The 24,286-nt window shown below is 66.8% G+C and carries 28 protein-coding genes; 7 read left to right on the top strand and 21 right to left on the bottom strand.

The features are described 5' to 3' along the window. Nucleotides 1-32: 32 nt before the first annotated feature. From acpS to rpoE, 14 genes are all read right to left on the bottom strand, one after another. Entirely contained in the window at nucleotides 33-431 is a 399-nt protein-coding gene (gene acpS / locus D578_RS0110175; protein WP_018949854.1) for a holo-ACP synthase, read from the bottom strand. Nucleotides 432-438: 7 nt separating this feature from the next. Then, complete coding sequence (locus D578_RS0110170) at nucleotides 439-1,206, bottom strand: pyridoxine 5'-phosphate synthase (protein WP_018949853.1); 768 nt, start codon at nucleotides 1,204-1,206, stop codon at nucleotides 439-441. A gap of 35 nt (nucleotides 1,207-1,241) precedes the next feature. After that, nucleotides 1,242-1,898 carry a recombination protein O N-terminal domain-containing protein gene (locus D578_RS0110165; RefSeq protein ID WP_018949852.1) on the bottom strand — a complete coding sequence of 219 codons (657 nt, stop codon included), beginning with the start codon at nucleotides 1,896-1,898 and terminating at the stop codon, nucleotides 1,242-1,244. Continuing rightward, complete coding sequence (gene era, locus D578_RS0110160) at nucleotides 1,895-2,815, bottom strand: GTPase Era (RefSeq protein WP_018949851.1); 921 nt, start codon at nucleotides 2,813-2,815, stop codon at nucleotides 1,895-1,897. Before era ends, D578_RS0110165 begins: the two co-directional genes overlap by 4 nt. Continuing rightward, the gene (gene rnc / locus D578_RS0110155) at nucleotides 2,812-3,489 is read right to left on the bottom strand and encodes a ribonuclease III (protein WP_042798437.1); all 678 of its coding nucleotides are present in this window, start codon (nucleotides 3,487-3,489) and stop codon (nucleotides 2,812-2,814) included. Before rnc ends, era begins: the two co-directional genes overlap by 4 nt. Before the next feature lie 43 nt (nucleotides 3,490-3,532). Continuing rightward, nucleotides 3,533-3,889, bottom strand: coding sequence for a DUF4845 domain-containing protein (locus D578_RS0110150; protein ID WP_018949849.1), 357 nt, complete (start codon nucleotides 3,887-3,889; stop codon nucleotides 3,533-3,535). 42 nt (nucleotides 3,890-3,931) lie between these two features. Further along, complete coding sequence (gene lepB, locus D578_RS0110145) at nucleotides 3,932-4,702, bottom strand: signal peptidase I (RefSeq protein WP_018949848.1); 771 nt, start codon at nucleotides 4,700-4,702, stop codon at nucleotides 3,932-3,934. A 67-nt stretch (nucleotides 4,703-4,769) separates the two neighbouring features. Continuing rightward, nucleotides 4,770-6,578 (bottom strand): translation elongation factor 4, encoded by a 1,809-nt coding sequence (lepA, locus tag D578_RS0110140; RefSeq protein ID WP_018949847.1) that lies wholly within the window; start codon nucleotides 6,576-6,578, stop codon nucleotides 4,770-4,772. Further along, complete coding sequence (locus D578_RS0110135) at nucleotides 6,575-6,814, bottom strand: glutaredoxin family protein (protein ID WP_018949846.1); 240 nt, start codon at nucleotides 6,812-6,814, stop codon at nucleotides 6,575-6,577. Before D578_RS0110135 ends, lepA begins: the two co-directional genes overlap by 4 nt. A 110-nt stretch (nucleotides 6,815-6,924) precedes the next feature. Further along, nucleotides 6,925-8,349 (bottom strand): DegQ family serine endoprotease, encoded by a 1,425-nt coding sequence (locus D578_RS0110130; protein WP_018949845.1) that lies wholly within the window; start codon nucleotides 8,347-8,349, stop codon nucleotides 6,925-6,927. Nucleotides 8,350-8,430: 81 nt separating this feature from the next. Then, entirely contained in the window at nucleotides 8,431-8,919 is a 489-nt protein-coding gene (locus D578_RS0110125; RefSeq protein ID WP_018949844.1) for a SoxR reducing system RseC family protein, read from the bottom strand. Nucleotides 8,920-8,941: 22 nt separating this feature from the next. Beyond that, complete coding sequence (locus D578_RS0110120) at nucleotides 8,942-9,928, bottom strand: MucB/RseB C-terminal domain-containing protein (RefSeq protein ID WP_018949843.1); 987 nt, start codon at nucleotides 9,926-9,928, stop codon at nucleotides 8,942-8,944. A 6-nt stretch (nucleotides 9,929-9,934) separates the two neighbouring features. Further along, on the bottom strand, nucleotides 9,935-10,501 hold the full coding sequence (locus tag D578_RS0110115) for a sigma-E factor negative regulatory protein (RefSeq protein WP_018949842.1): 567 nt from the start codon (nucleotides 10,499-10,501) through the stop codon (nucleotides 9,935-9,937). A gap of 12 nt (nucleotides 10,502-10,513) precedes the next feature. Continuing rightward, nucleotides 10,514-11,095 carry an RNA polymerase sigma factor RpoE gene (gene rpoE / locus D578_RS0110110; RefSeq protein ID WP_018949841.1) on the bottom strand — a complete coding sequence of 194 codons (582 nt, stop codon included), beginning with the start codon at nucleotides 11,093-11,095 and terminating at the stop codon, nucleotides 10,514-10,516. Between the two features lie 144 nt (nucleotides 11,096-11,239). Here rpoE and nadB point away from each other — a divergent pair, with 144 nt between their 5' ends. After that, complete coding sequence (nadB, locus tag D578_RS0110105; protein ID WP_018949840.1) at nucleotides 11,240-12,880, top strand: L-aspartate oxidase; 1,641 nt, start codon at nucleotides 11,240-11,242, stop codon at nucleotides 12,878-12,880. A 30-nt stretch (nucleotides 12,881-12,910) separates the two neighbouring features. Here the strand turns inward: nadB and D578_RS0110100 are convergent, their stop codons facing one another. The 3 genes from D578_RS0110100 to D578_RS0110090 are packed head-to-tail and all read right to left on the bottom strand — an operon-like array spanning nucleotide 12,911 to nucleotide 15,364. Next, a complete protein-coding gene (locus D578_RS0110100) occupies nucleotides 12,911-13,639 on the bottom strand; it encodes a ferredoxin--NADP reductase (protein WP_018949839.1) in 729 nt (242 codons plus the stop codon). Further along, nucleotides 13,636-14,568 carry a nucleoside triphosphate pyrophosphohydrolase gene (gene mazG / locus D578_RS0110095; protein ID WP_018949838.1) on the bottom strand — a complete coding sequence of 311 codons (933 nt, stop codon included), beginning with the start codon at nucleotides 14,566-14,568 and terminating at the stop codon, nucleotides 13,636-13,638. Before mazG ends, D578_RS0110100 begins: the two co-directional genes overlap by 4 nt. 43 nt (nucleotides 14,569-14,611) lie before the next feature. Beyond that, complete coding sequence (locus D578_RS0110090) at nucleotides 14,612-15,364, bottom strand: MBL fold metallo-hydrolase (RefSeq protein WP_018949837.1); 753 nt, start codon at nucleotides 15,362-15,364, stop codon at nucleotides 14,612-14,614. 216 nt (nucleotides 15,365-15,580) lie between these two features. Between D578_RS0110090 and D578_RS0110085 the strand changes: the two genes are divergently transcribed. The 6 genes from D578_RS0110085 to lipA all read left to right on the top strand — a co-directional run bounded on the left by D578_RS0110085 (nucleotide 15,581) and on the right by lipA (nucleotide 20,313). Beyond that, a complete protein-coding gene (locus tag D578_RS0110085) occupies nucleotides 15,581-15,820 on the top strand; it encodes a BolA family protein (RefSeq protein WP_018949836.1) in 240 nt (79 codons plus the stop codon). Nucleotides 15,821-15,840: 20 nt separating this feature from the next. Continuing rightward, nucleotides 15,841-16,245 (top strand): hypothetical protein, encoded by a 405-nt coding sequence (locus tag D578_RS0110080; protein WP_018949835.1) that lies wholly within the window; start codon nucleotides 15,841-15,843, stop codon nucleotides 16,243-16,245. Beyond that, nucleotides 16,242-16,796, top strand: a complete 555-nt coding sequence (locus D578_RS0110075; RefSeq protein WP_018949834.1) for a hypothetical protein — start codon at nucleotides 16,242-16,244, stop codon at nucleotides 16,794-16,796. The genes D578_RS0110080 and D578_RS0110075 overlap by 4 nt, the downstream gene beginning before the upstream one ends. Before the next feature lie 74 nt (nucleotides 16,797-16,870). After that, nucleotides 16,871-18,082 (top strand): HDOD domain-containing protein, encoded by a 1,212-nt coding sequence (locus tag D578_RS0110070; RefSeq protein ID WP_018949833.1) that lies wholly within the window; start codon nucleotides 16,871-16,873, stop codon nucleotides 18,080-18,082. 6 nt (nucleotides 18,083-18,088) lie between these two features. Then, on the top strand, nucleotides 18,089-19,294 hold the full coding sequence (locus tag D578_RS0110065) for an HDOD domain-containing protein (protein ID WP_018949832.1): 1,206 nt from the start codon (nucleotides 18,089-18,091) through the stop codon (nucleotides 19,292-19,294). 62 nt (nucleotides 19,295-19,356) lie between these two features. Continuing rightward, complete coding sequence (gene lipA, locus D578_RS0110060) at nucleotides 19,357-20,313, top strand: lipoyl synthase (RefSeq protein WP_018949831.1); 957 nt, start codon at nucleotides 19,357-19,359, stop codon at nucleotides 20,311-20,313. Nucleotides 20,314-21,149: 836 nt separating this feature from the next. Here lipA and lipB read toward each other — a convergent pair. From lipB to D578_RS0110040, 4 genes are read right to left on the bottom strand one after another with little or no spacing between them, the layout of a single operon-like run. Further along, nucleotides 21,150-21,854, bottom strand: a complete 705-nt coding sequence (gene lipB, locus D578_RS0110055) for a lipoyl(octanoyl) transferase LipB (RefSeq protein ID WP_018949830.1) — start codon at nucleotides 21,852-21,854, stop codon at nucleotides 21,150-21,152. Then, entirely contained in the window at nucleotides 21,851-22,114 is a 264-nt protein-coding gene (locus D578_RS0110050; protein ID WP_018949829.1) for a YbeD family protein, read from the bottom strand. The genes lipB and D578_RS0110050 overlap by 4 nt, the downstream gene beginning before the upstream one ends. Next, nucleotides 22,111-22,998 carry a D-amino acid aminotransferase gene (locus D578_RS0110045; RefSeq protein ID WP_018949828.1) on the bottom strand — a complete coding sequence of 296 codons (888 nt, stop codon included), beginning with the start codon at nucleotides 22,996-22,998 and terminating at the stop codon, nucleotides 22,111-22,113. The genes D578_RS0110050 and D578_RS0110045 overlap by 4 nt, the downstream gene beginning before the upstream one ends. Nucleotides 22,999-23,012: 14 nt before the next feature. Next, a complete protein-coding gene (locus D578_RS0110040; protein ID WP_018949827.1) occupies nucleotides 23,013-24,260 on the bottom strand; it encodes a D-alanyl-D-alanine carboxypeptidase family protein in 1,248 nt (415 codons plus the stop codon). Between the last annotated feature and the right edge of the window lie 26 nt (nucleotides 24,261-24,286).

Below are 24,286 nucleotides of genomic sequence, written 5' to 3'. Positions count from 1 at the left end.
GGCGGGCAACCACGTCCGGAGGGAAATGCGGGTTACTCGGGCCCCGCTCGAGCCGGTTCGGCCTCGATCACGACAAACGCCTGGGCATAATCGCGCTCGTCGCTGATGCTGAGATGGATGGTCCCGGCGCCCAGACGCTCGGCCGTGGCGCGGGCGCGCCCCTCCAGCACGAACTCCGGACGACCGCGGGCATCATGGGTCACGCCGGCCTCGGCCAGTGCCATATCCGCGCCGATCCCGCAGCCGAGCGCCTTGGACAGGGCCTCCTTGGCGGCAAAACGCCGGGCGAGAAAACCGGCCGGGTGCTCCGGCGGCAGGTCCTCGCGCTCCAACGGGTGCAGGATACGTTCGGCCAGGCGCGCACCGTGGCGCTCCCACATGCCCTGCATGCGCGCGACCTGCACCAGATCGGTTCCGATGCCCAGGATCATCCGACGCTCAAACCGGGTACTGACCGGGCGGCAGACCCTGGCGAGCGGCATCCATCAGGCCGCGCATATGGCTGACCGCCTCGGGCAGGCCGGTGAACAGGGCCCGGGCCACGATCGAATGCCCAATGTTCAGCTCGTGAAAAACCGGGTTGGCGGCAATCGGCCGCACGTTGTCATAGTCCAGCCCGTGCCCCGCGTTGATGACCAGCCCCATGGCCCGGCCGGCCGCAGCGGCCTCGTTAATCCCGTCCAGTAGCCGCTCGCGCTCGGCTACATCGCGGGCATTCGCATAGGCACCGGTGTGCAACTCCACCACCGGGGCGCCGATGGCCACGGCGGCCTCCAGCTGGCGCGCATCCGGCTCTACGAACAGCGAGACCTCGATCCCGGCGGCGGTCAGCGGCGCGACAAACTCGCGCAGCCGCTCCAGCTGACCCACGGCATCCAGGCCGCCCTCGGTGGTCAACTCCTCGCGCTTTTCCGGCACGATGCAGCAGGCCTCCGGGAGCAGCTTCAGGGCGATCGCCTGCATCCCTTCGGTGGCCGCCATCTCCAGATTCATCGGGACCTTCAGGCGCGGCTTGATCCCGAACACGTCGTCATCCTGAATATGGCGCCGATCCTCGCGCAGATGCAGGGTGATCGAGTCGGCCCCGCTGGCCTCGGCCAGGCGCACGGCCTGCATCAGGTCCGGATACGGCGTATGCCGCGCCTGGCGGATGGTGGCGATATGGTCGAGATTGACCCCGAGCTTCAGCGGAGCAGGATGCGACATGATGCGGTGCCCTTGTATGGCTGCGGTCCGAGCCACTACAGCAGACCCCGGGTCCGCAGCGGCCGCCCGGCCAGATGGATGTCGATCAGCCGGCGCATGAAGTCGCGGCTGACGCGGGCCTGATTATCCGGCACGTCGCAGGCGCTGGCCAGCGCCTGCAGCGCGACACCGGGGATCGCCTCGCTGCGACCGGCGGCCACGCGTTCCATCCCCGCTTCCGGGTCGTAGCGATACCAGGCATCGGGGTCCAGCTCGGCCGGGTCGACGTGTTCGAGTCCGGAATCGAGCGGTGCGAGCAGGGCCCATTCCGCGCGGCGCAGGACCGTATCGGCACGCTCGCGGGCGGCCAGCCGGGCATAAGCGGATAACAGCGCCGGGAGCGCCTCCGGGATCGGTGCGTCGCGCGGGTACAGGCGCAGGATCAGCTCGTTGAGGTACAGCCCGCAGACCAGGGCCCGCCCGGTCAGCGGGAAGACCCGCTGCTGCTCGGCCACATTCAGCGTGGGCAGCTCGCCGCGCCCACGCCAGGCGAGATCCAGCAGCACGAAGGGCTGCACCGATCCGGCCTTGCCGCGCACCACTGCCGACAGGCGCCCGGCCCCGGCGGTGAGCAGGTCGAGCACCCGGCTGTTTTCGCGTAGCGGGCGGGCGTGCAGGACCACCCCCTGGGTGAGCCCGGCGGTCGCGCTCACCGCGATTCTTCGATCCCGAGTTCACGCAGGGCCCGCGGGTTACGGGTCCAGTCGGCCTCGACACGCACGGTCAGGCGCAGCATCACCTTGCGCTCCAGCAGCGCCTCCAACTGGACGCGCGCGGCCTGGCCGATGCGCTTGAGTCGCTGCCCGCCCTTGCCAATCACGATGCCCTTCTGGCTGTCGCGCTCGACCAGGATCACGGCATCGATGTGGGTGGTGCGCGGCTCGTCCGACCATTCCTCCACACGCACCGCCACCGAGTACGGGACTTCCTGGCCCAGGTGCTCCAGCATGGACTCGCGGATCATCTCTTCGGCACGGAAGCGCTGCGGGCGATCCGAGAGCTGATCAGGGTCGTACAGGAACGGCCCCTCCGGGATATGCGCCCGAATCTCCGCGATCAGACCGTCCAGGTTGGATCCGGTCTTTGCCGAAAGCGGCACCACGCCGACATAGCCGAAGGCCGCGGCGCGGGCCTCGATGAACGGCAGCAGTTCTTCCTTCTCCCGACACTGGTCAACCTTGTTGATCACCAGGAGTGCCGGACGCCCGGAATGACGGATAGTCTCCTCGATACGCTCGTCGCCGGGGCCGAACTCTCCGGCCTCGACAATGAAGCAGACCAGGTCGGCATCCGCCAGCGCCTGACTGGCCGTGCGATTGAGGACACGATTCACCAGCTGGGTACGCTCGGTATCGATCCCCGGGGTATCCATCAGTACGACCTGGTCCTGCCCCTCGGTCACGATGCCGAGGATGCGATTGCGCGTGGTATGCGGCCGGCGGGTCGTCGCCGCCAACTTCTCGCCGACCAGGCGGTTCATCAGCGTGGTCTTTCCCACATTGGGTCGGCCGATCAGCGCGACCAACCCGCAGTGCGTGGTGGCGGGTTCGGGGGCTATGGTTTCACTCATTGTTCCTGTACCTGTTGCAGGCGTTTCAGGGCAGCCTCGGCCGCGGCCTGTTCGGCGCGACGGCGCGAGGAGCCCTGGCCACGTTGGCCCCAGCCCTGGGTGGGCAGGTGGACCGCCACGGTGAACTGGCGCTTGTGATCGGGGCCGACCACCTCCAGCACCTCATAGACCGGCAGATCCGCATTGCGGCCCTGCAGTTGTTCCTGCAGCCGGGTCTTGGGGTCCTTCAGCGATTCGGCCGACGGGAGATCGTTCAGGCGCTCGACATACAGCGCCAGGGTAAAGTCGCGCGCGGCCTCCATCCCGGCCTCGCGGTAGGTTACCCCGATCAGGGCCTCCACCGCGTCGGCCAGGATGGAGTCGCGCCGCTGGCCGCCGCTCTTGCGCTCGCCCTGGCCCAGGTTCAGCGTGCCCTCGAGGCCGGTCTCCCGAGCCAGATCCGCCAGCGACTCGCGATTGACCAGCGCCGCACGCAGGCGGGTGAGATCCCCTTCCGGGGCCTCCGGCAGCATTTCGTACAGGGCGTCGGCGATCACCAGCCCAAGGACGGCATCACCCAGGAACTCCAGGCGTTCGTTGTTGCGCCCGCCGGCGCTGCGGTGGGTCAACGCCTGGTCAATCCCGTCGCCGTCGCGCACGGCCGCGGGCAGCAGACTGCGAAAATCCCGGCTCACGAAACCACCCGACAAAGCCTGCCAGAAACCGGCGCCGACCCCATCAGGGGGCCAGCGTCTCGCTGTTCGAGAAGCGCGCGACCACGTCCACATTGCCGAGGAATTCGCGGCGGACCTCGTACTCCACGTGCAGCTGGCGGCTGGCGCCATTCTCGGTCACGCTGAAGTCCTCCTCGACAATCCCGTCGTATACGGAATTGATCTGGAAGCGACGGTTGATCTCGCGCCACAGTTCGCGTTCGCTCTTCTCGGCCGCGCCGGCCTGGGTGGCGACGTCCTGCATGATCGAGCGCACGGTGAGGAACTGGGTGTACTGCGTGCCCATCTTGATCACGAAGGTCCCGACCAGCAGCGCCAGGAAAATCAGCGCGAGAATGGTGACCGCGCCCGCGCCCTGCATCGAGTGTCTGGAATGTTGCATGAATACCCCGCCCCTGTTTCCCTAGCGAATCGCCTGGCCGATCCGGGAAAAGTCCCGATGGCCTTCATTGTAATCCCAATGCAGCCAGACGAAGAGCGCCCGGCCAACCAGGTGCTCCTCGGCGACAAACCCCCAGACACGACTGTCATTGGAGTTGTCACGGTTGTCGCCGACCATGAAATAGTGCCCATCGGGCACGGTAACCGAGCCGTCCAGACTGGCCTGCTGCTCACGCATCAGGGTGTTGTAGGTGCGCCCGTCCAGAGTCTCCTCAAAGAGCGAGGCACCCGCCATCACCTGCCCCGAGCCCTCGCCCTCGAAGGTACCGACGCGCTCGGCCGACTGCGGCTCCCCGTTGACGTAGAGCACGCGGTCGCGGAACGCGATGGTGTCGCCCGGCAGGCCGATCACACGCTTGATGTAGTCCTCGGCCGGGTTGCGCGGGAATTTGAACACCACCACCTCGCCCCGCTCCGGTTCACCGACGTCGAACACCTTGGTCCGGGTGACCGGCAGACGAATGCCATAGGAAAACTTGCTGACCATGATGAAGTCACCCACCAGCAGGGTGGGCATCATCGAACCCGAGGGGATACGGAAGGGCTCGGCCACGAACGAGCGCAGGATCAGCACGATCAGCAGGACCGGGAAGAACGAGCGCGAGTAGTCGACGAACCAGGGCATCTCGCGCTGGCGCTCGGGGCTCCGGCGCCGCCGCAGGATCACCCAGCCCAGCCAGATCAGGCCGGTCACGGCGGTTGCCAGCACCAGGATCAGTTCGAGATTTGCCATGCCGTGTCCTCTGTTCCCGGCCCGCCGGGGATCGCCCAGCGACCCGTCCGGGCCGCAGGCCTGATGGTTACTTCTTGTCGTCGTCCACAGACAGCACCGCGAGGAAGGCCTCCTGCGGCACATCCACTCTACCGATCGACTTCATGCGTTTCTTGCCGGCCTTCTGCTTTTCCAGCAGCTTGCGCTTGCGCGAGACATCCCCGCCGTAGCACTTGGCCAGGACGTTCTTGCGCATCGCCTTGACCGTGGAGCGCGCAATGATCTTCGACCCGATCGCTGCCTGGATCGCCACCTCGTACATCTGGCGCGGGATGATCTTGGCCATACGTTCGATGATCTGTCGCCCGCGCGACTCCGAGTGGTCGCGATGCACAATCGCCGACAGGGCATCCACCCGGTCGCCGTTGATCAGGATATCCACACGCACCAGCGGGGCCGCCTGGAACCGCAGCGGCTGATAGTCGAACGAGGCATAGCCACGGGTGGCGGACTTCAGCCGATCAAAGAAGTCCAGCATCACCTCGGACATCGGCAACTCGTAGGACAGCTGCACCTGGCGCCCGAGGTACTGCATCTTGGTCTGCGACCCGCGCTTCTCCACACACAGCGTGATCACCGCGCCGACATATTCCTGCGGGACCAGGATATTGGCCTCGATGATCGGCTCGCGGATCTCTAAAATTTCGTTGTTCGGCGGCAGCTCGGAGGGGTTGTGCACCGTCACCACCTCGCCATCGCTTCTTTCCACCTCGTAGACCACGGTGGGCGCGGTGGTGATCAGGTCGAGGTCGTATTCACGCTCCAGGCGCTCCTGCACGATCTCCATGTGCAGCATGCCGAGGAAGCCGCAGCGAAAGCCGAAGCCCAGTGCCTGCGAGGTCTCCGGCTCGAAGGACAGCGCGGCGTCATTCAGGCGCAGCTTGTCCAGGGCATCGCGCAGGTCGTTGAAGTCCTCCGCGCTGACCGGGAACAGCCCGGCGAACACCCGCGGCTGAACCTCCTGGAAACCCGGCACAGGCTCGGTGGCCGAGTTGTTGAAATCGGTGAAGGTGTCCCCGACCTTGGCCCCGGAGATGTCCTTGATGGTCGCGATCAGATACCCGACATCGCCGACCTCCAGGGTCGCGCGATCCACCGGCTTGGGCGTGAACACACCCACCCGGCTGACCTCGTGGGCGCGCCCGACCGACATCGCCTTGATCTTCTGCCCGGCGCGGAAGCGCCCGGCCTTGACCCGCACCAGCGCGACCACTCCCAGGTAATTGTCGTACCAGGAGTCGATCACCAGCGCCTTGGGCGCGGCCTCGGAATCGCCCTCCGGCGGCGGGATACGACGCACGATCTCTTCCAGCAGTTCGGCCATCCCCTCGCCGGTCTTCGCGGAGACCCGCAGGGCGTCGGTCGCCTCGATACCGATCACGTCCTCGATCTCGGCCGCCACCCGATCCGGCTCGGCGGCCGGCAGGTCGATCTTGTTCAGGACCGGCACGACCTCCAGACCCTGGTCGAGCGCGGTATAGCAGTTGGCGACGCTTTGCGCCTCCACCCCCTGCGACGCATCGACCACCAGCAGTGCGCCCTCGCAGGCGAACAGAGAGCGCGACACCTCGTAGGAGAAATCCACGTGCCCCGGGGTGTCGATGAGGTTCAACTGGTAGCGCTGACCATCCAGGGCGTCGTAGTACAGCGACACGCTCTGCGCCTTGATCGTAATCCCGCGCTCGCGTTCCAGATCCATCGAGTCCAGCACCTGCTCCGACATCTCGCGCTCGGTCAGGCCGTGGCAACCCTGGATCAGGCGGTCCGCCAGCGTGGACTTGCCATGGTCAATATGCGCGATGATGGAGAAATTGCGGGTAAGGCGGGTTTCGGTCATGCAGGGGCCAGTAGGTCCAGCAGTGCCTTTCGGTCGAGGAAATGGCAGCAGAGAATGTCGCCGTCGACCGCGAGCACCGGGACCTTGACGTTGAAACGCGCCTGCAGGTCCGGGTCCTCGTCGATGTCGACGACCGTAAGCGCGAAAGTATAACGGCTTTTAAGGGCCATGATCTCGGCCAGCATGTCATGGCAGAGACCGCAGCTCTCGCGATGATAAAGGGTCAGTTCGGTCATCCAGAAACGATCGGGAGGGCTGCCGAACCCGCCGGCAGCCCTCCCGTTCTCCATTGCTGCCCCGAAGCACCCGCGCCGTTGGACACGCGCGAGCGCAGCACGAGGCGGTTTCAGTCCCGCGGAACGCGCAGGGCGATATAGGTCGGATTGCCGCCACGGTACACCAGTACCGGTACCGTGCGCCGCTCACCGACCTCGTCGATCAGGCGTTCCAGCGTTTCGACCGAGTCGACCGCATGGCCACCAAACTGGACGATCACGTCTCCGGAGCGCACCCCGGCCGAGCGCGCCGGGTTGTCGGTGACGTCCCGGACCACCAGGCCGCCATCGACGTCCAGTTCCGCGGCGCGCTCGGTATCCAGCGGCTCCAGGACCATCCCCAACAGGCTTTGCGGTTCGGTCCGCTCCGGGGCCTCGCGCTGCGGCCCGCCGCGCTGGGCGGAGATATCCTCCGGCAGACGCTCGATCGCGACGATGATGGTGCGAGTGTCGTCACCGCGGCGCACCTCGACCTCGGCCTCGGCGCCCACCGGCGTACGCCCGACGATCGGCGGCAGCGCGGACGAGTTCGGCACCTCGATACCGTTGAACGACAGGATCACGTCCCCGGTTTCAAAACCGGCCTTCTGCGCCGGACTGTCCGGCTGCACGCGCGAGACCAGCGCCCCGGCCGGCTTGTCCATGCCGAAGGAGTCGGCCAGTTCGCGGGTCACCTCCTGGATCAGCACACCCAGCCAGCCACGCGTCACCTCGCCGTGCTCGCGCAACTGCTGCACCACGTCTCCCACCATCTCGATGGGCACGGCAAAGGACAGCCCCATGAAGCCGCCGGTGCGGCTGTAGATCTGGGCGTTGACGCCAATCACCTCGCCATCCAGGTTCAGAAGCGGCCCACCGGAATTGCCCGGGTTGATGGCCACATCGGTCTGAATGAACGGGACGTAATTCTCGCTCGGGAGGCTGCGCCCCTTGGCACTGACGATGCCTGCGGTCACCGAGTGGTCGAAACCGAACGGCGAACCGATCGCCAGCACCCATTCGCCGACCTTCAGATCGGACGAGGAACCCAGTTTCAGAGTGGGCAGGTTTTCGGCGTCAATCTTGAGCAGGGCCACATCACTCTGCGGGTCCTTGCCAACGATCTCGGCGTCGAACACGCGCCGGTCGGACAGGTGCACGACAACCTCCGAGGCACCCTCCACCACATGATTGGCGGTGATGATGTAGCCGTCCTCGGTATAGATGAACCCGGAACCCAGCGAGTTGCGCTCGAAGCGCTCCGGCCCGCGCTGACCCTCGCCCCCGGGGCCCCCAAAGAAACGCTCGAACAGTTCCTCGAAGGGCGAACCCTCGAAGTCCGGCATCTGACTGCGATGCGGGTTCTCGCGCTCGCGGGTGGTCGCGATATTCACCACCGCCGGGCTGTGTTCCTCCGCCAGCGGCACGAAGTCCGGCAGCATGCGCGCCGAGGCCGGCAGCGACAGGGCGAGAAAGGTCAGGGCCACAAGTGCCCATTGCATCGGTTTCATCATCATCCAACCCGCATTGGGAAGTCGTAGGTTCATGGCTCTAGAAAGCTGGCCCGGCCACAAGTTCCCGGCGACCGGCGCGAAGATTCAGGGCCGGGGCGCAGCCATGGGGGTCGCGGCGCGGTGGGTTCCAGTGGCCGGATGGCGCTCCAGCAGCACCGGCGCCAGATCCGGGGCGCGTCGGCGCAGCCAGGCGCGCACGCCGAGCAGCCCACCCGCGAACCCCAGGGCCCCGGCCAGCAAGTGAAAGCCCTCCCCGAGGCCAGGCACGATCAGCATCAGCAGTGCCGGCGCCGCCACCAGGCCGGCGAGCGGCAGCAGGTACATCGCCAGGGCCCCCGAAACCAGCGCCTGATCGCGAATACCCAGAGTCACGGTATCCCCCGGCTGCAGCGAGCCCGGGTGGCCGATGGACACCTCCACCGCCTTGCGGCCGAGCACCTCGGACAGGACGCCGCTGCCACAGCCCGTCCGGGCCGAACAACTGCCGCAGGTCGACCGGCGTTCGATGCGCACACGCGCCGCGTAGCCCTCCACTGAGAGCACGGTTCCCTGTTCGCGGATCCATTCACTCATGTTTGCGGGCCCATGTGGCGATTCAATTGCCGGGGTGATGCACCACGGCGTCCAGCACGCCCCGCACCGTCGCCTGCGGGACATCGCCCACCGCAGTGACCTGGTGCCCCGCAATCGAACGTGCGGCCCCGTGCGTGGCCCCGGCACGTGTCGTTCCCTCGAACATCTGCTCGCCGCTGGCCTTCTCGATATAGACCGAGACCGAGGCCAGACCGTCGCTCAACACGAAGTGACGCAGGCTGTCCTGATCATCTCCGACACGGCGTTCGGACGCGGCAATCGCGGTGAAGCCATCCGGCAGGTTGGCAAAACCCCAGCCGTCCATGCCGGTCTGTTCGTCCCAGTCGGGCTTCTTGTGCCCATGGTCGGCCCGCACCTCGACATGCTCGGCGTCCTCGCGGGTCGCTTCGAGGGCGGTTTCCGCGACCTCGTCAAGACGTTCGAGATCGGTAAAGGCCAGACGTTCGAGCAGCGCCCCGTGACCGTCGTACAGTTCGCTGAGCAAGGGGAGTGCGGTCGCGGTGTGCAGGCAGTAGCGATGGCTGTAACGCAGCATGTCGCGGGCACGCGCAAGGATCATGCGGCACTCGAGTCCGGCGACACGGTCCACGCCCATGTCTTCCAGGGCGTACTGATCGTGATGTTCGAGCAGAAAGACCGGTGCTCCGGCCGGCCAGTGCGGGGCCCCGCCAGCGCCCTCGCCGGCCGCGGCCCGGGCACCCTTCAACGCGCTCAGACGGTCGACCGACCGCACGATCTCGCGGTGGGTTCCGGTCAGGGTTTCCAGGCGCTCGCGGTAGCCACCGTTCTCGGCGGCGTGCACCACACGAATGGCGTCCAGTCGGTCCTCCCGCTGGAGCACGAAAGTTCCCTGATAACTCTCCGAATGCAGGCTGCTGGTCATCCGCTGCAGCCAGTCTGCCGGGGATTGATCCCCGGCCAAAACCGGCAACGGAACGCAGCAAAGTGCAGCGGCGGCAACCAGGACGAACGGCAGGCCGCGGCGCATCACGCGTTACTCGTCACTCACCGAGTAACGAACCCGGCCCAGGGCGGTGGAACCCGGCCCGGTCAGTTCCGCGTGATTTTCGAGGTAGCGGGCAAAGCGTGGATCCAGCGACTCGCGTCCGGCGGCCGGGGCCTCGACGTCGGTGTTACTGGCCCGCTGCACGCCATCGGCGACCTGTGCCGGGGTACGGGTCTCGCTGGCGACCGGAGCGGCCTCTTGCGTACCCGTGTCGGGGCCGATCATCTGCATCCCGACCAGGGTCACCATCGCGACCGCGGCGGCCACGCCGGTGCCCGCAACCGGCTTAAGCCAGCGCGGATGAGCCGATTTGTGGGCAGCCGACAGCGGGGCCTCGTCGGCCAGGGCCGCATGGACACCGTCCATGAAGTTCGCGGGGGCCGTGCGGCGCATCCCGCCGCGCAGACTGTCGCCGATCAGGTGATAGCGTTCCCACTGGCCGCGGTCCTCTTCGGACTTGACCAGTTCATCCATCAAGCGACGCGTCTCGAAGTCATCCGTTTCTCCGTCCACCAGGGCCGAAAGACGTTCATTCTTTGAGACTTGCTCTGTCATGGCGCTACTCGTTCAGTGGTTGTCTAACAAAGGACGCAAGGTCCGGTCGATGGCCTCGCGGGCCCGGAAGATACGTGACCGGACCGTGCCGATCGGGCATCCCATCGTCTGCGCGATTTCCTCGTAACTCAGTCCCTCGATCTCGCGCAGTGTGATGGCCATCCGAAGGTCGTCGGGCAATTCCTCGATGGTGCGACGCACCGCCCCTTCAATCTCTTCGGACAACAGTTCCCCCTCCGGGGTTGCACTGTCCTTCAGGGCGGAGTCACCGCCCATCTGTTCCGCGTCCTGCGCATCGATTTCGGCCTCGGGCCGCCGCCGTCCCTGGGAGACAAGGTGATTCTTGGCCGTATTGATGGCGATGCGGTAAAGCCACGTATAGAACGCGCTCTCGCCACGAAAGTTCGCCAGCCCCTTGTAGGCCTTGATGAAGGCCTCCTGGGACACGTCCAGGGCCGCTGCATGGTCATGGACATAGCGCCCGACCAGGTTGACGATCTTGTGCTGGTACTTCAGCACCAGAACGTCGAAGGCCGCCTTGTCGCCTTTCTGGACTCGCTTGACCAGGGCCTCGTCGGAAGCCTTCTCGCTCATGCGGGGACTCCCGCCAACACGCCAGTCTCCGGTATTCTATGTTGCATGGACCGCCTGACTCGCATTAAGTTCGCTTTGCGCACAACACTGTTGCGCAAGGGCCACATTTCGCTCTGGCAACAAGCGCAGCACGTTACCTGACCCATGGGGACAGTACAACAACCGCGCCTGGCGGACGTCCTCGTCATCGGAAGCGGCGCGGCGGGGCTCTCCGCGGCCCTGCATCTGGCCCCGCATCGTCGCGTTACCGTGATCAGCAAGGGCCCGGTGGACGAGGGCTCCACCCGCTATGCCCAGGGCGGAATCTCGGCGGTCCTGGACCGGACCGACTCCTTCGATGCCCACATCCAGGACACCCTGGACGCCGGCGCCGGCCTGTGTGACGCGGATGCCGTGCGCCGCACTGTGGCGGCGGGCCCCGAGGCGATTCACTGGCTGCTCAATCTCGGGGTCCCGTTCACCCGCGAACCACTTGAAGGCCGCAGCCGACTGCACTTGACCCGCGAGGGCGGGCACAGTGCGCGGCGCGTCGCGCACGCCGCCGATGCCACGGGCCGCGCGATCGAGGAGGCCCTGGTGCGCAGCGCCTCGGGCCAGGGCAGCATCGAGGTGTTCGAGCGCCACGTCGCCGTGGACCTGATCACTCACCCGGTGGATGGCAGCCGGCGCGTGATCGGTGCCTACGTGCAGGACGCCAAGACCCGTGAGGTGGAGACCATCCTCGCCCCGACCGTGATCCTCGCCACCGGCGGCGCGAGCAAGGTCTATCTCTACAGTTCCAATCCCGACGGCTCCACCGGCGACGGCATTGCGATGGCCTGGCGCGCTGGCTGTCGCATCGCCAACATGGAGTTCATGCAGTTTCACCCGACCTGCCTGTTCCACCCGCGGGCCAAGTCGTTCCTGATCTCCGAGGCGGTCCGCGGCGAGGGCGGGGTCCTGCTCCTGCCGAACGGCGAGCGGTTCATGCCGCGTTTCGACGAGCGCGCCGAACTGGCCCCGCGCGACATCGTCGCGCGCGCGGTCGACCACGAGATGAAACGCCTCGGCATCGACCACGTGAACCTCGACATCAGCCACAAGCCGGCCGAATTCATCCGCGAGCACTTCCCCACGATCCATGAGCGCTGCCTGGAATTCGGCTTCGACATGACCCGCGAGCCGCTGCCGGTGGTGCCGGCCGCGCACTACACCTGCGGCGGTGTGATGGTGAATCACTTCGGCCAGACCGACCTGCCGGGGCTGTACGCCGCCGGCGAGGCCTCTTACACAGGCCTGCATGGTGCCAACCGTATGGCCAGCAACTCACTACTGGAGTGCCTGGTGTATGCCCGTGCCGCGGCCGACCACATCCTGTCGCAGACCGACCTTCCCACTCCCGAGAAGCTCCCGGTGCCGCCGGCCTGGGACGAATCCCGGGTGACCGAGTCGCAGGAAGAAGTGGTGGTGGCCCACGACTGGGACGAGCTGCGCCGGCTGATGTGGGACTACGTGGGCATCGTGCGCGCCCGCGAGCGCCTGCACCGCGCCGAGCGGCGCATCCGCATCCTGCAGGAGGAGATCCACGAGTATTACAGCCACTTCCGCATCTCGCCGGACCTGCTGGAGCTGCGCAACCTGGCCATGGTCGCGGAGATCATCGTAAAGAGTGCCCTGTCACGCAAGGAGAGCCGCGGGCTGCACTTTATCCGCGACTACCCGGACACCGACCCGGCCCTGGACAGCCAGCCAACCATCCTCGCCCCAGAAAACGCACTGCGCCCGGGCGACACCCGCCGGCCGTAAGCCTTCTGACTTCGAGCACCGCGCGGCGCGTTACCACCACTTCTCGTATTTCAGCTGCCCCTCGGGGATGCCCCACTCCGCCAGCAGGGTGGCCATGTCCTCGATGAACTCGCGCGAACCGCAAAAGTAGAACAGCGCGTCGCGCGGCAGATCGAGCGACTCCAGCAGCCGATGGCTGATGCGCCCGGTGTGGCCCAGCCAATCCTCGGCCTCGCGGGTCACGGTCAGGCTGACGTCGATATTCGGCGCCGTGGCCATCGCCTCCAGCTCCTGCGGGAACAGCACCTCGTCCTGGTGCGCCACGCTATACACCAGATGCGCATAGACCTCGGGCATGTCGGCGTGGATCGCGCGCAGGATGCCGAACAGCGGCGTGACCCCGATGCCGGCCCCCAGCAGCACTACGTTCTTCGCCATGCCAGGCTCGAAGAAAAAGCTGCCCTGCCCCGGGGTGATGTACACGGTGTCGCCTTCCTGCGCGATCGCGTGCAGGTGATGCGTCGCGTGGTGGTGGTCGGCGTACTTGATGGCCAGTTGCAAGCGGCCATCCGCGCGCGGCGCAGAGACCACCGAATAGCCACCGACGAAGGGCTTGCCCTCGGGCTGCGGGATCACCAGATCCAGCCACTGGCCGGCCTTGCTGGTAAAGCGCTGCGGGTCCGCGGCCAGGGTGAACACCTTGATCAGCGGGGTGACCTGCTCGATCATCTCGATCCGGGCCGGCAGGAAATGGTCGGGCAGTTCGACGGCGTCGCTCATGTCGGGTCCTTGGTCTCGAATTCGTCGTAAGGCTGGCGCTCGCGGCGCCGCGCCTCCTGATAAAGGGCCTCCTGGGCCGCGAAGTCCAGCGCGCCCAGGGTCTCGCCGCGCTCGGCGGCCAGGGCCTCCATATGTCGGAAGCGGGCCTCGAACTTGCGCGTACTCCCGCGCAGCGCGCCTTCCGGGTCCACGCCCAGGTGGCGCGCCCAGTTACTGACCGCGAACAGCACATCACCGACCTCCTCGGCGATGCGCGCCTCGGCCTCGCCCTGATCCACGGCCTCCTGTACCTCGGCCAGCTCCTCGTGGATCTTGGCGACCACCGGCGCCGGATCGTCCCAGTCAAAACCGAGCCGGGCGGCGCGGCGCTGGCTCTTCACCGCCCGCGACAGGGCCGGCAGAGCCAGCGGGATGTCGTCCATGGCGCTGGTCTGCGCGCGATCGGCACGCTCCCGGGCCTTGTCCGCCTCCCAGGCCGCCTCGCGCTCCGCATCCGAGGCATGCTCGACATCGGCAAACACGTGCGGATGCCGGCGCACCAGCTTGTCGCCGATCGCGCGCGCTACATCATCCAGATCGAAACGCCCGGCCTCCTCGGCGATGCGCGCCTGGAATACCACCTGGAACAGCAGGTCCCCCAGCTCGTCGCGCAGCTCGCGGGTGTCCGCCGCCGCGCCCTGGTCGCGGGCAATCACGTCGGCCAGTTCATAGGCCTCTTCCAGGGTGAACGGGACGATGGTCCCGGCCGTCTGTGCCCGATCCCAGGCACAGCCGGATTCGGGATCACGCAGCCGCGCCATGATCGCGCGCAGGCGGTCCAGCGGGCCCAGCAAATCAAGCGGGCCCTGCGCATCAACTGGTGTGTAGTCGACCATCGCGGGAGTGTACGGGGTCCGGTGGACCGAAAAAACCGCCCACCGGATGAACATTGGGGACCGGTGGCTCCGAGCGGAGCCACCGGACAGGGGCAGACTAGCCCTGCTGGTCGGTCTCGCAGAGCCGCTGCTTCTCTTCCGGCAGGTTGTCCGGGCAGATCCCGCAGCCCTCGTTACCGGGCAGGGCCCAGTCGATCTTCTTCGGATAGGGCAGATCCATCTCGTCCATGATCTTCACGAACTCGGCCTCCGGCTTGCCCTTGCCCAGGCGCGGGTTGCGCATCTTCTCCTGACCAATGGTCGTGATCTGGCGCTCCTCGTAGTCGTGCGCGGGATACACCAGGGTCTCGTCCGGCAGGGTGAAGAACTTGTCGTGGATCGAGTGGTAGAGGGTCTTGGCATCGCCGGACTGGAAGTCGGTGCGGCCGCAGGCCTCGATCAGCAGCGCATCGCCCGAAAACAGCATCTTCATGCCCACGTGATCCATCAGGTAGGCATGGTGGGCATCCGTGTGACCCGGGGTATAGAGCGGGTTGACCACCAGGTTACCCACCTGGAAGGGCTCGCCTTCGCGCAGGCCGAAATCGCGGCAGGGCAGTTCGTCCATCGCCGGCCCGCCCAGCTTGCAGCCGGTCTTTTCGCGCAGCATGCGGGCGCCGGTGATGTGGTCGGCATGGATGTGGGTCTCGATGACGTAGTCGAGACTCAGGCCCATCTCCTGCAGCACGCGCATATCGCGGTCGACGGTTTCGATGACCGGGTCGATCAATGCGGTCTTACCGGTATCCGGGCAGCTCAGAAGATAGGTATAGGTGGACGACTCGTCCTCGAACAGTTGCTTGAAGATCATTGCGATTGCCTCCATGGCCCGGTGGGCCGAATGTTAGTGACCTGATGCTAGCGCAGCCAACCCGGAGCAACCCAAACCAGCCCGACAATCCATGCAGGTGTTTTCATACGAACCCGCGCCGCGGGAACGAGTTCCCGGCGTGGGGGCACTTCTGTCCGGCCCATCGCCCGGCTATCATCCGCGGCTGACCCATTCGCACCAATCAAAGGACTCATCATGGATGCCAATCAAGTGGCCGAACTCATTCGCGCCGGCCTGCCGTCGGCCGAGAAGGTAGAAGTTACCGGGGGCGAGGGCAAGTTCGAGGCGCTGGTCGTCAGCCCGCAGTTTGCCGGCATGAACGCGGTAAAGAAGCACCAGACCGTCTACGCCACCGTACGCGAGCAGATCGACTCCGGCGAGGTCCACGCCCTGTCCATCCGCGCCTTCACCCCCGAGGATGCCCCGAACGCCTGAGGCGTTCAGCGCACGTGTCGATGCTGTCGCCCAAGGGTCGCGAGGAGATCGAACGCCTGCTGGAGGGCGGCCTGGTACACGACTGGGGCGAGGCCGAGACCACCCTGCGCAACGTGACGCGCATGCTGCTGACCACCCGCCCCGACCTCCTGCGCCTGTACTTCACGCCCGAGGCCTGGGAGCAGATCACCGCCTGGCCGCAGAGGAAGGCCGCCAACGCGATCATCGCGGCGCTGCGCACCGGCGTAGTGGACACCCTGGGGCGGCCCGCCATCGCCAACCGCGAGCAGGCGCGGTTCTATCTGCTGTGCTTTCAGGACGACCTCACCGAGCGGGTCGACGCCTGGTGCCGCGAGCACCCCGAGGAATGCCCGCGGCGCAGCCGCAAGCGCACCACGGCCCTGCCCGACGACTCCGATACATGAACAACCCCGCGATCCAGACCTGTGGCGAGCCGGGCCTGCAGGACGCGCTCGTGACCCTGTTCGCCCGCTACGGCCTGGGCCTGGTCATGCACCCGGCCCAGGCGCCGCTGCCCGGCAGCTGGTGGGGCGAACCCGAGGCCGGGATCGTCGGCCATGACGTGCATGTGCGCCCCGACACCCCCATCCACTCGGCCCTGCACGAGGCCGGACACGTCATCTGCATGGATGCAGGGCGGCGCGCCGCCCTGCATACCAATGCGGGCGGCGACGACCTGGAGGAGTGCGGGGTATGTTATCTGCAGATCCTGCTGGCCGACGAGATCCCCGGCGTCGGCCGCGACCGGCTGATGCGGGACATGGACGCCTGGGGCTACAGCTTCCGCCTGGAAAGCACCGCCGCCTGGTTCCGCGAAGATGCCGCCGACGCACGGGTTTTTTTGCAAGCCCATGACTTGATCGACGCCGACGACCGGCCGCGCTTCGCCTGCCGTGGGGCGGCGTCAGCGCTTCCCGCCGCCGGATCGGATGCTACACTGGCGCCAGTCGAGTAACCCGCGTGGCGGGTACGCCCCGCGGCGCTGCAGCGCGGGAACGGATTGGCACAGCACGGATCGGGAACCGCCCCATGGATAGCACCAGCATTGATGCCCTGCTTCAGGACCTGGACCTGACCTCCAGCCTGTCGGAGCAAGCCCGCAGCGAACTGGCCGCGGCCTGCCAGGCCCGGGAGCTGGACGCCGGGCGGCGCCTGCGTCCGCAGGAAGTCGAGGATCGCTACCTGTTTCTGGTGCGCGGCCAGCTGGTCCGCGTCAGCGGTGGCAGTCCGGCCCGCATCACCCTGGATTCGACCGATCCGGACGGCCCCCTGCAGATGTTCGACCAGAACATCGGGCAACAGGACTTCCTCATTACCGAGAAGACCTGCCAGTTGCTGGAGATCCCCACAGCGGCGCTGAAGAAGGCCCACAGTGCCTCGCTGGTGGTACACGACACCGACCTGGACGACACCGAGGGCGCCTTCTTCGGCGAGCTCTACGACCTGATCACCAGCAATCGGCTGGAATTGCCGACCATGCCGGAGATCGCGCTGCGCATCCAGGAACTGACCAACGATCCGGATGCCGACCTGGACAAGCTCACCGAGGTCATCCAGCGCGACGGGACCATCGCCGGTGCGCTGCTGCACGCCACCAACAGCCCGCTGTTTCGCGCCGCGAAGCAGATCCAGTCCGTGCGCGACGCCGTGAACCGCCTGGGCTTTCGCAACACTCGTATGCTGGCGATGAACATGGCCCTGCGCCAGGCATTCAAGGCCAAGCACGCCGCGACCCGCGACGCGATGGAGGCCAGCTGGAAACACGGCGCCCTGCAATCGGCCTACAGCTACCTCATCGCGGACTCGCTGAAGCAGCTGGACCGCGAGCGGGCGCTGCTGGCCGGGCTGGTCGCCGGGATCGGCGCGGTCCCGATCATCCAGTTCGTGGAACTGCGCGAGGATCAACCCGACCGCGAGCGCGTACAGTCGCTGGTGCGGCGCCTGAGCAATCTTGCCGGCGTCCTGGTGATCAACTACTGGGATCTGGGCGGTGACCTGGTAACGGTCGCTGAACACGCCGGAGACTGGGGCTATCGCGCCAGCGAACCGGACTACGCCAGCCTCGCCCTGGTGGCGGAATGGGCGGCCCGCCGCGCCGAAGGCGAGGCCGTGCCCGATGCCACCGATGTCGCGGCCTTCGAGGTCCTCGGGATCACCCCGCCCCCACCCGGCGAGCCGATCGCGTTCCTGGAAGAGCGTGCCGAGGATCTGGCGGAACTCCGCGCCATGTTCAACGTCTGAACCGCGGTGATCGCGCAACGCCTTCCCCAGCTGCGCCCGTTTGCCGAGCTGAGCGACCGGGCCCGCGACAAGCTGCTGAAGCACGCCCGGACCATGACGGTGGACCCGGGCTTCAAGCTGCATGCACGCGACGAATTCCGCAGCATGATCTTCCTGCTGGAAGGCCGCATGATCCTGGCCAGCGGGCGCCATTCGGTCATGTTGAAAGGCGACAGCAGCGAAGCGCTGAACCCCCTGTTCGATCCGCACGACTACCACAGCCATGCCATCGCCGCGACTCGCTCGACCCTCGCCATGCTTGATCGCAAGGTCTATGAAACCCTGATCGACGGCGGCGGCCAGGACAGCGTCGAGGTCAGCGAGATCGAGCTGTCCGATCTCGAGGGCGAACTGTTCAGCAGTATCTACACCCATGCCTACTCCGGGGAACTGGCCCTGCCCCAGCTCCCCGAGGTCGCCCTGCACCTGCAGCGGGCCCTGAAGGACCCGGATGTCTCGATCGCCGAGGCCACCCGCATCATCGAGGAAGATGCCAGTGTTGCCGGCCGCCTGCTGAGTGTGGCCAACAGCCCGGCCATGGGCAGCCGCCGTGTCGTCTCGCGCCTTCAGGATGCCGTCGCCCGGCTTGGACTGGAACGCACCCGCCAGCTGGTGATGGCCCTGGCGATGCACCAGGTCTTCATCCATCGCGACAACCCCTACCACGAACTGCTGGAACGCCTGTGGCGGCGCTCCGCACGCATTGCCGCGGTCAGTTGCGTGCTGGCCGACCAGTGCGAGGCCGCCGATCCGCAGAGTGCGTTGCTCGCCGGACTCCTGCACCGAGTCGGGGCCTTGCCGGTCATCGCCGAGGTAGCCCGCACCCATCCGGGCCGAACACTCGGGGAAGTGGAACGCGTACTGTTCCGACTGGAAGGCCTGATCGGCGAACTGGTTGCCCAGCAATGGGGCCTGGCATCCGATATCATAAAGGCCATTCGCGATTCCGGCGGCCCGGAAAACCCGGAGGCTCACGCCCTGACCGACATCGTGCGAATCGCCCGCGCCGCGTGCCCGCGGGATGCCGAAGACGACCTGCTCGCCGACCGCATCCCGCTCGCCGACCTGCGGGCAGTGGAACGCCTCGGCTTCATCCTCGACGAGGACGACAACCTGCCCGCCATCGAGACGGCAAGGCAGGAAGTCGAGGCGCTGATCCGCGAGGTTGCCTGAGCACGCCCGATCGCCCCACGCCGGCCACACAATCCGGCCGCCACGAAATTCAGGGAAGGTCCATGGACACTCGAATCCGCCCCCAGCCCGGTGAAAAACAGCGCGCCGCCGACAAGGTCGCGCGCATCCCGGTCAAGATCCATCCCACCGAGAAACCCCAGCGCAAGCCCAAGTGGATCCGCGCGCAAAGCCAGGCTCGGCCCGAGGTGCAGCGCATCAAGGGCATCCTGCGCGAGCAGAAACTGCACACCGTCTGCGAAGAGGCGAGCTGCCCGAACCTCGGCGAATGCTTCGCTCATGGCACCGCCACCTTCATGATCATGGGCGACATCTGCACCCGCCGCTGCCCATTCTGCGACGTCGCCCACGGCCGGCCCGATGCCCTGGATGCGGACGAGCCCCGTCACCTGGCCGAGACCATCCAGGCACTTGGCCTCAACTATGTCGTGATCACCTCGGTGGACCGCGACGACCTGCGCGACGGGGGTGCCGGGCACTTCGTCGACTGCATCCGCGAGGTGCGCTCCCTGAATCCGGACATGAAGATCGAGATCCTCGTACCGGATTTTCGCGGCCGCATGGATCGCGCGCTCGAAATCATGCACCAGGCCCCACCAGACGTCTTCAACCACAACCTGGAGACGGTCCCGCGCCTGTACCGCGAGGCACGCCCAGGCGCTGACTACGCCTGGTCGCTGGAGCTGCTCCGGCAGTTCCGGGAACAACACCCCGGGGTGCCGACCAAATCCGGCCTGATGCTGGGGCTAGGCGAGACCCGCGAGGAGCTGCTAGAGGTCCTGCAGGACCTGCGCGACCACGGCTGCGACATGCTGACCCTGGGCCAGTACCTGCAGCCCTCACGCCATCACCTGCCCGTCACGCGCTTCCTGTCTCCCGAAGAGTTCGACGAACTCGGCGACCGCGCCCGCGAGATGGGCTTCAAGCAGGTGGCCAGCGGCCCGATGGTCCGCTCGTCCTACCACGCCGACCTCCAGGCCCAGGGCCTCGAAACCGCCTGACCCGCCGCGGGCGGTGGCCCGGCACGGGCGGCCACCCTTGATCAAAATCCGGCGTGCGCCAGTGTCCTACCCAGAAGGCCGGCCCTGGTTCGGCATCGGGTGTTTAGGTGCCTCCGGTCCGCCGCCTGCCAGGCGCTGACTCGCCAGCGCGCCCCGAGGCACTTTCTTGCTTGCCCAAGGAAAGTGCCCAAAGAAGGGCACCCGGATTCCGCAAGGGGCTCCATACGGGAGGAGAAGGTCAAAACAGACGGTACCCCGTAGGGTGCGGTTGAGCGCAGCGAAACGCACCATTCCCCACGCCGTGCGAAACCCTGATGCGATTCGCTTCGCTCATCACATCCTACGTCCCCCGGCGCCCGCTGCGCGGGCGCGGCACGCAACGGCCGTAGGCCAAGCGTGCCCAGGATGCCCGAAGACCTAGCCTTCAATCATTGGCGCGATCCTCAGGACAGCCGTTGTTTGGACCTACCCCCCGTTGTCGTCGCGCCGAGTGGAGGGGGTTTTCGCGGGACGATTCTAAATAGACACGGGGGCGCTGGATGTCTGAGCGGACCCGAAGGCGCAGCGAGTTCAGCGCCGCCCTCGAAAAGCCCCGGAGCGAGGGAAACTTCGGCCCGCGCAGCGGGCCGGGGTCGCGGCAGTCGGGCGTGTTTCTTGGGTACTTCTTTGCAAGAGCGAAGCCAGTTTTTGATCAACAACGGGCGCGGGGCGCTCGCGAGAGAGCGCGTGGCAGGCGGCCGGACGAAGGCACGTAAACACCAGAAGATGAACCAAGGCCAGCCTTCAGAAACGCGGCGGCAAGCCTGATCCAGCGGAACGCTATCGCCGGGGAGCCATCACGGTGCCGGACAACGCCCCAGCGCCAGGACTCGCACCAGTTCGGCGGGCAGCGCCGCCTCGTGCTGAAGCGGGAGATCCGCCCCCTCGAACAGCTGGATGGCGAGATTCGCCAGGAGCGCGTCTCGAACGCGGTCCATTGCGACCGGACCAGCAAGCTGGCCCTGCATGGAGGTCGTCGCCAGGCCCGCATAGCCACAGGGATTGATCCGCGCAAACGGCGCCAGCACCGGCGCCACGTTCAGGGCGAGGCCATGGATGCTGCGCGCATGGCGCACCCGCAAACCGAGCGCTGCGATCTTTGCGTGGCCGACATAGACACCGGGTGCGTTCGCCCGGCGTTCGGCCTCGATACCCCATTGGGCGAGCGTATCGATAATGGCCTGTTCCAGACACTCGACCAGACGCCGCACGCCCACCCCGAGCCGCTTCAGATCCAGCAAGGTGTAGACCACCAGCTGGCCCGGCCCGTGATACGTGATCTGCCCCCCACGGTCGATCGCGACCACCGGAACGGCGCCGGGATCGAGCAAGTGCTCGGGACGGCCATTGCGCCCCTGGGTAAAGAGCGGGGGATGCTGGACGCACCACAGCGCATCGGGCGCATCCGCGGCACGTTCGCGCCCGTGCAACTGCATCGCCTGCCACACCGGGATGTAGGGCTGCAGCCCCAGTTCGCGAACCTCCACCCAGACCGGACTCACAGGATCATGCGCACCCGGTCGCAGCGGCCAAGGGAACGATAGAAGGCGTCCAGCTGTTCCTGGCTCGTCGCGGTAAAGGTGATGGTGATACCGACGTAACGGCCGGCGCGCGAGGCCCGTTGCTCGATCACCGCGTCATCGGCATCCAGGTGTTCGGCCACGCAGCCCTCCACGGCCTCCATCAACTCCGGATGGGCATCCCCCATCACCTTCACCGGGAACCGGCAGGGAAACTCGATCAGGGTCTCGCGTTCAGTCATGCCGCACCTCCGGACTGCAATCGTTCACCCACGGGGGAACCCGGCTTGGCAGCCTGATAGGCCGCATGCACCGCCTCCCAAGCCGGCCCGGGCCGCCCCGTGCCGACGACGCGATCATCCAGGCGTGTCACCGGCAAGATCTCGCGGGTCGAGCTGGTCAGCCAGATCTCCTCGGCACGCATCAGCTCGCTCGCACTCACTGCGCGTTCCTCCACCGGGTAACCAAGCTCGCGCGCCAGATCGAGAACGCGCGAACGCGTCACCCCGGGCAGTACCGAAGGCGCCAGAGGCGGGGTAACCAGCCGGCCGTCGAGAACCACGAGGACGTTGCTGGCGGCACCCTCGGTGAGTTGCCCGTCGCGCAGCAGGATGGCCTCGACCGCACCCTGCTCGACCGCGGCCTGGCGGCTCAGGACGTTGGCCAGCAGCGTGGTCGCCTTGATGTCGCAGTGGCCCCAGCGTCGGTCCTCGGCGGTCACCGCCGCCACGCCCTCCGTCCGTACCGTCTCCGGCAGGGGACGGATCGGGCTCACCATGGCGAGGACCGTCGGCCGGGCATCCGGTGGGAAGGCATGATCGCGCGGGGCGACGCCGCGGGTCACCTGCAGGTACACCCCCAGATCCGGGGTGGCGGGGTCGGCATTGCGCGCCACTAGATCTTCCAGACGCGCAGTCCACTGCCCGGCGTCAAAGGGGTTGGAGATGCGAATGGCTGCGAGGGACCGATCCAGGCGCTCGAGATGCGCGGGGAGCATGAAGAATTCGCCCGCGTAGCTGGGGATCACTTCGTAGACCGAATCTCCGAACAGAAAACCGCGGTCCAGCGGCGAGATCCGCACCTGATCCAGCGGCAGGTAGTCCCCGTTGAAGTAGGCAATAGTCACGCGCGACCTGCGTTTCAGAACGGCCAGGCCGCCTGGATACCCAGCGCTGCACCATCCCACAGGCGGCGTACGACGCCACCCTGCTCCACAGTGTGCAACGCAACCAGCGGCTGGGTACGGATCACTTCGCCATTCAGGCGCACGACCACCTCACCGACCGGATCGCCCGCCGCCAGCGGTGCCTCCAGCGGCTGGTGCACCTCCATCGAGGCGTCCAGGTCATCCTCGCGCCCGGGCGGAACCATGACCCAGAAGTCCTCGGCCAGCCCCACGGCGACCTCGGTATCCGCCCCGCGATAGACTCGTGGCGTGCCCAGTTCGTGCGCCCCCTCGAACAGCTTGCGGGTCGCGGTGAAACGGATACCCCAGTTCACCAGCGCCTGGGATTCGTTCGCACGGCGGGTCCCGCCCTGCTGATGGTCGGCCGCCTCGATGCCCATGACCGCGGCCACCACGCGACGATCGTTGCGCTTGGCCGAGGACACCAGGTTGTACCCGGCATTCGACGTCCAGCCGGTCTTCAGCCCATCAAAGCCGGAATCGCGCCACAGCAGCATGTTGCGGTTGCTCTGGGAGATGTCGTTGTACTCGAAGGACCGCTCGCTGTAGTAGCCATAGAGATCCGGGAAATCGCGAATCAGCGCCCGTGCCAGCAGCACCATGTCCTGCGCGGTGGTGTACTGCGACTCGTCGGATGGCAGGCCATGCGGGTTCGCAAAATAGGACTGGCGCATCCCCAGTTCACGAGCCTGGGCGTTCATCATGTCGACAAAGGCCCCTTCGGAGCCGGCCACATGCTCGGCCAGCGCGGTAGAGGCATCGTTCCCCGACTGGACGATCATGCCGCGCAACAGGTCCTCGACTGCGACTTCCTCGCCGACCTCGATGAACATCCGCGATGCCCCGGTCATCCCGGTGCGCCAGGCGCGCTCGCTCACCGTGACCGTATCGTCCAGCGCCATACGGCCCTCGGTGATCTCGCCGAACACCACGTAGGCGGTCATCACCTTGGTCAGGCTGGCCGGCTCGCGCTCCACTTGCGGATCGCGGCTGGCCAGCATCAGACCGGAGTCGAAGTCCATCAGCGCATAACTCGCCGCCGTCACATCCGATGGCGGGCGCGGGATCCCGCTGGGGGTGCTCGCCCCGTCCCCGGCCACGGGCAGTTGCTGTTCCTGCGCGTGCACCGGGGCAAACACCAGCAGCGCGAGCAGGCAGGCCACCAGGAGCGGCAAAAAGGGAGTGCGGACGGACAGAGTCATGGCTGGGAAGGACCTCCTTAAGGACC

This window comes from Thioalkalivibrio sp. ALMg11 (assembly GCF_000377905.1).
Classification (GTDB): domain Bacteria; phylum Pseudomonadota; class Gammaproteobacteria; order Ectothiorhodospirales; family Ectothiorhodospiraceae; genus Thioalkalivibrio.
This window is presented reverse-complemented; position numbering and strand designations above follow the sequence as displayed.

Bases quoted from the DNA above. Each gene is read 5' to 3' on its own strand.
- lepA (WP_018949847.1), bottom strand. From the start codon at position 6,578: ATGACCGAAACCCGCCTTACCCGCAATTTCTCCATCATCGCGCATATT.
- acpS (WP_018949854.1), bottom strand. From the start codon at position 431: ATGATCCTGGGCATCGGAACCGATCTGGTGCAGGTCGCGCGCATGCAG.
- D578_RS0110135 (WP_018949846.1), bottom strand. From the start codon at position 6,814: ATGACCGAACTGACCCTTTATCATCGCGAGAGCTGCGGTCTCTGCCAT.
- D578_RS0110150 (WP_018949849.1), bottom strand. From the start codon at position 3,889: ATGCAGGGCGCGGGCGCGGTCACCATTCTCGCGCTGATTTTCCTGGCG.
- D578_RS0110080 (WP_018949835.1), top strand. From the start codon at position 15,841: ATGCTGTCGCCCAAGGGTCGCGAGGAGATCGAACGCCTGCTGGAGGGC.
- D578_RS0110170 (WP_018949853.1), bottom strand. From the start codon at position 1,206: ATGTCGCATCCTGCTCCGCTGAAGCTCGGGGTCAATCTCGACCATATC.
- D578_RS0110040 (WP_018949827.1), bottom strand. From the start codon at position 24,260: ATGACTCTGTCCGTCCGCACTCCCTTTTTGCCGCTCCTGGTGGCCTGC.
- nadB (WP_018949840.1), top strand. From the start codon at position 11,240: ATGGGGACAGTACAACAACCGCGCCTGGCGGACGTCCTCGTCATCGGA.
- lipA (WP_018949831.1), top strand. From the start codon at position 19,357: ATGGACACTCGAATCCGCCCCCAGCCCGGTGAAAAACAGCGCGCCGCC.
- D578_RS0110125 (WP_018949844.1), bottom strand. From the start codon at position 8,919: ATGAGTGAATGGATCCGCGAACAGGGAACCGTGCTCTCAGTGGAGGGC.
- D578_RS0110090 (WP_018949837.1), bottom strand. From the start codon at position 15,364: ATGATCTTCAAGCAACTGTTCGAGGACGAGTCGTCCACCTATACCTAT.
- D578_RS0110130 (WP_018949845.1), bottom strand. From the start codon at position 8,349: ATGATGATGAAACCGATGCAATGGGCACTTGTGGCCCTGACCTTTCTC.
- D578_RS0110115 (WP_018949842.1), bottom strand. From the start codon at position 10,501: ATGACAGAGCAAGTCTCAAAGAATGAACGTCTTTCGGCCCTGGTGGAC.
- rpoE (WP_018949841.1), bottom strand. From the start codon at position 11,095: ATGAGCGAGAAGGCTTCCGACGAGGCCCTGGTCAAGCGAGTCCAGAAA.
- mazG (WP_018949838.1), bottom strand. From the start codon at position 14,568: ATGTTCATCCGGTGGGCGGTTTTTTCGGTCCACCGGACCCCGTACACT.
- D578_RS0110070 (WP_018949833.1), top strand. From the start codon at position 16,871: ATGGATAGCACCAGCATTGATGCCCTGCTTCAGGACCTGGACCTGACC.
- D578_RS0110085 (WP_018949836.1), top strand. From the start codon at position 15,581: ATGGATGCCAATCAAGTGGCCGAACTCATTCGCGCCGGCCTGCCGTCG.
- lepB (WP_018949848.1), bottom strand. From the start codon at position 4,702: ATGGCAAATCTCGAACTGATCCTGGTGCTGGCAACCGCCGTGACCGGC.
- D578_RS0110120 (WP_018949843.1), bottom strand. From the start codon at position 9,928: ATGCGCCGCGGCCTGCCGTTCGTCCTGGTTGCCGCCGCTGCACTTTGC.
- D578_RS0110050 (WP_018949829.1), bottom strand. From the start codon at position 22,114: ATGACTGAACGCGAGACCCTGATCGAGTTTCCCTGCCGGTTCCCGGTG.
- D578_RS0110100 (WP_018949839.1), bottom strand. From the start codon at position 13,639: ATGAGCGACGCCGTCGAACTGCCCGACCATTTCCTGCCGGCCCGGATC.
- era (WP_018949851.1), bottom strand. From the start codon at position 2,815: ATGAGTGAAACCATAGCCCCCGAACCCGCCACCACGCACTGCGGGTTG.
- D578_RS0110075 (WP_018949834.1), top strand. From the start codon at position 16,242: ATGAACAACCCCGCGATCCAGACCTGTGGCGAGCCGGGCCTGCAGGAC.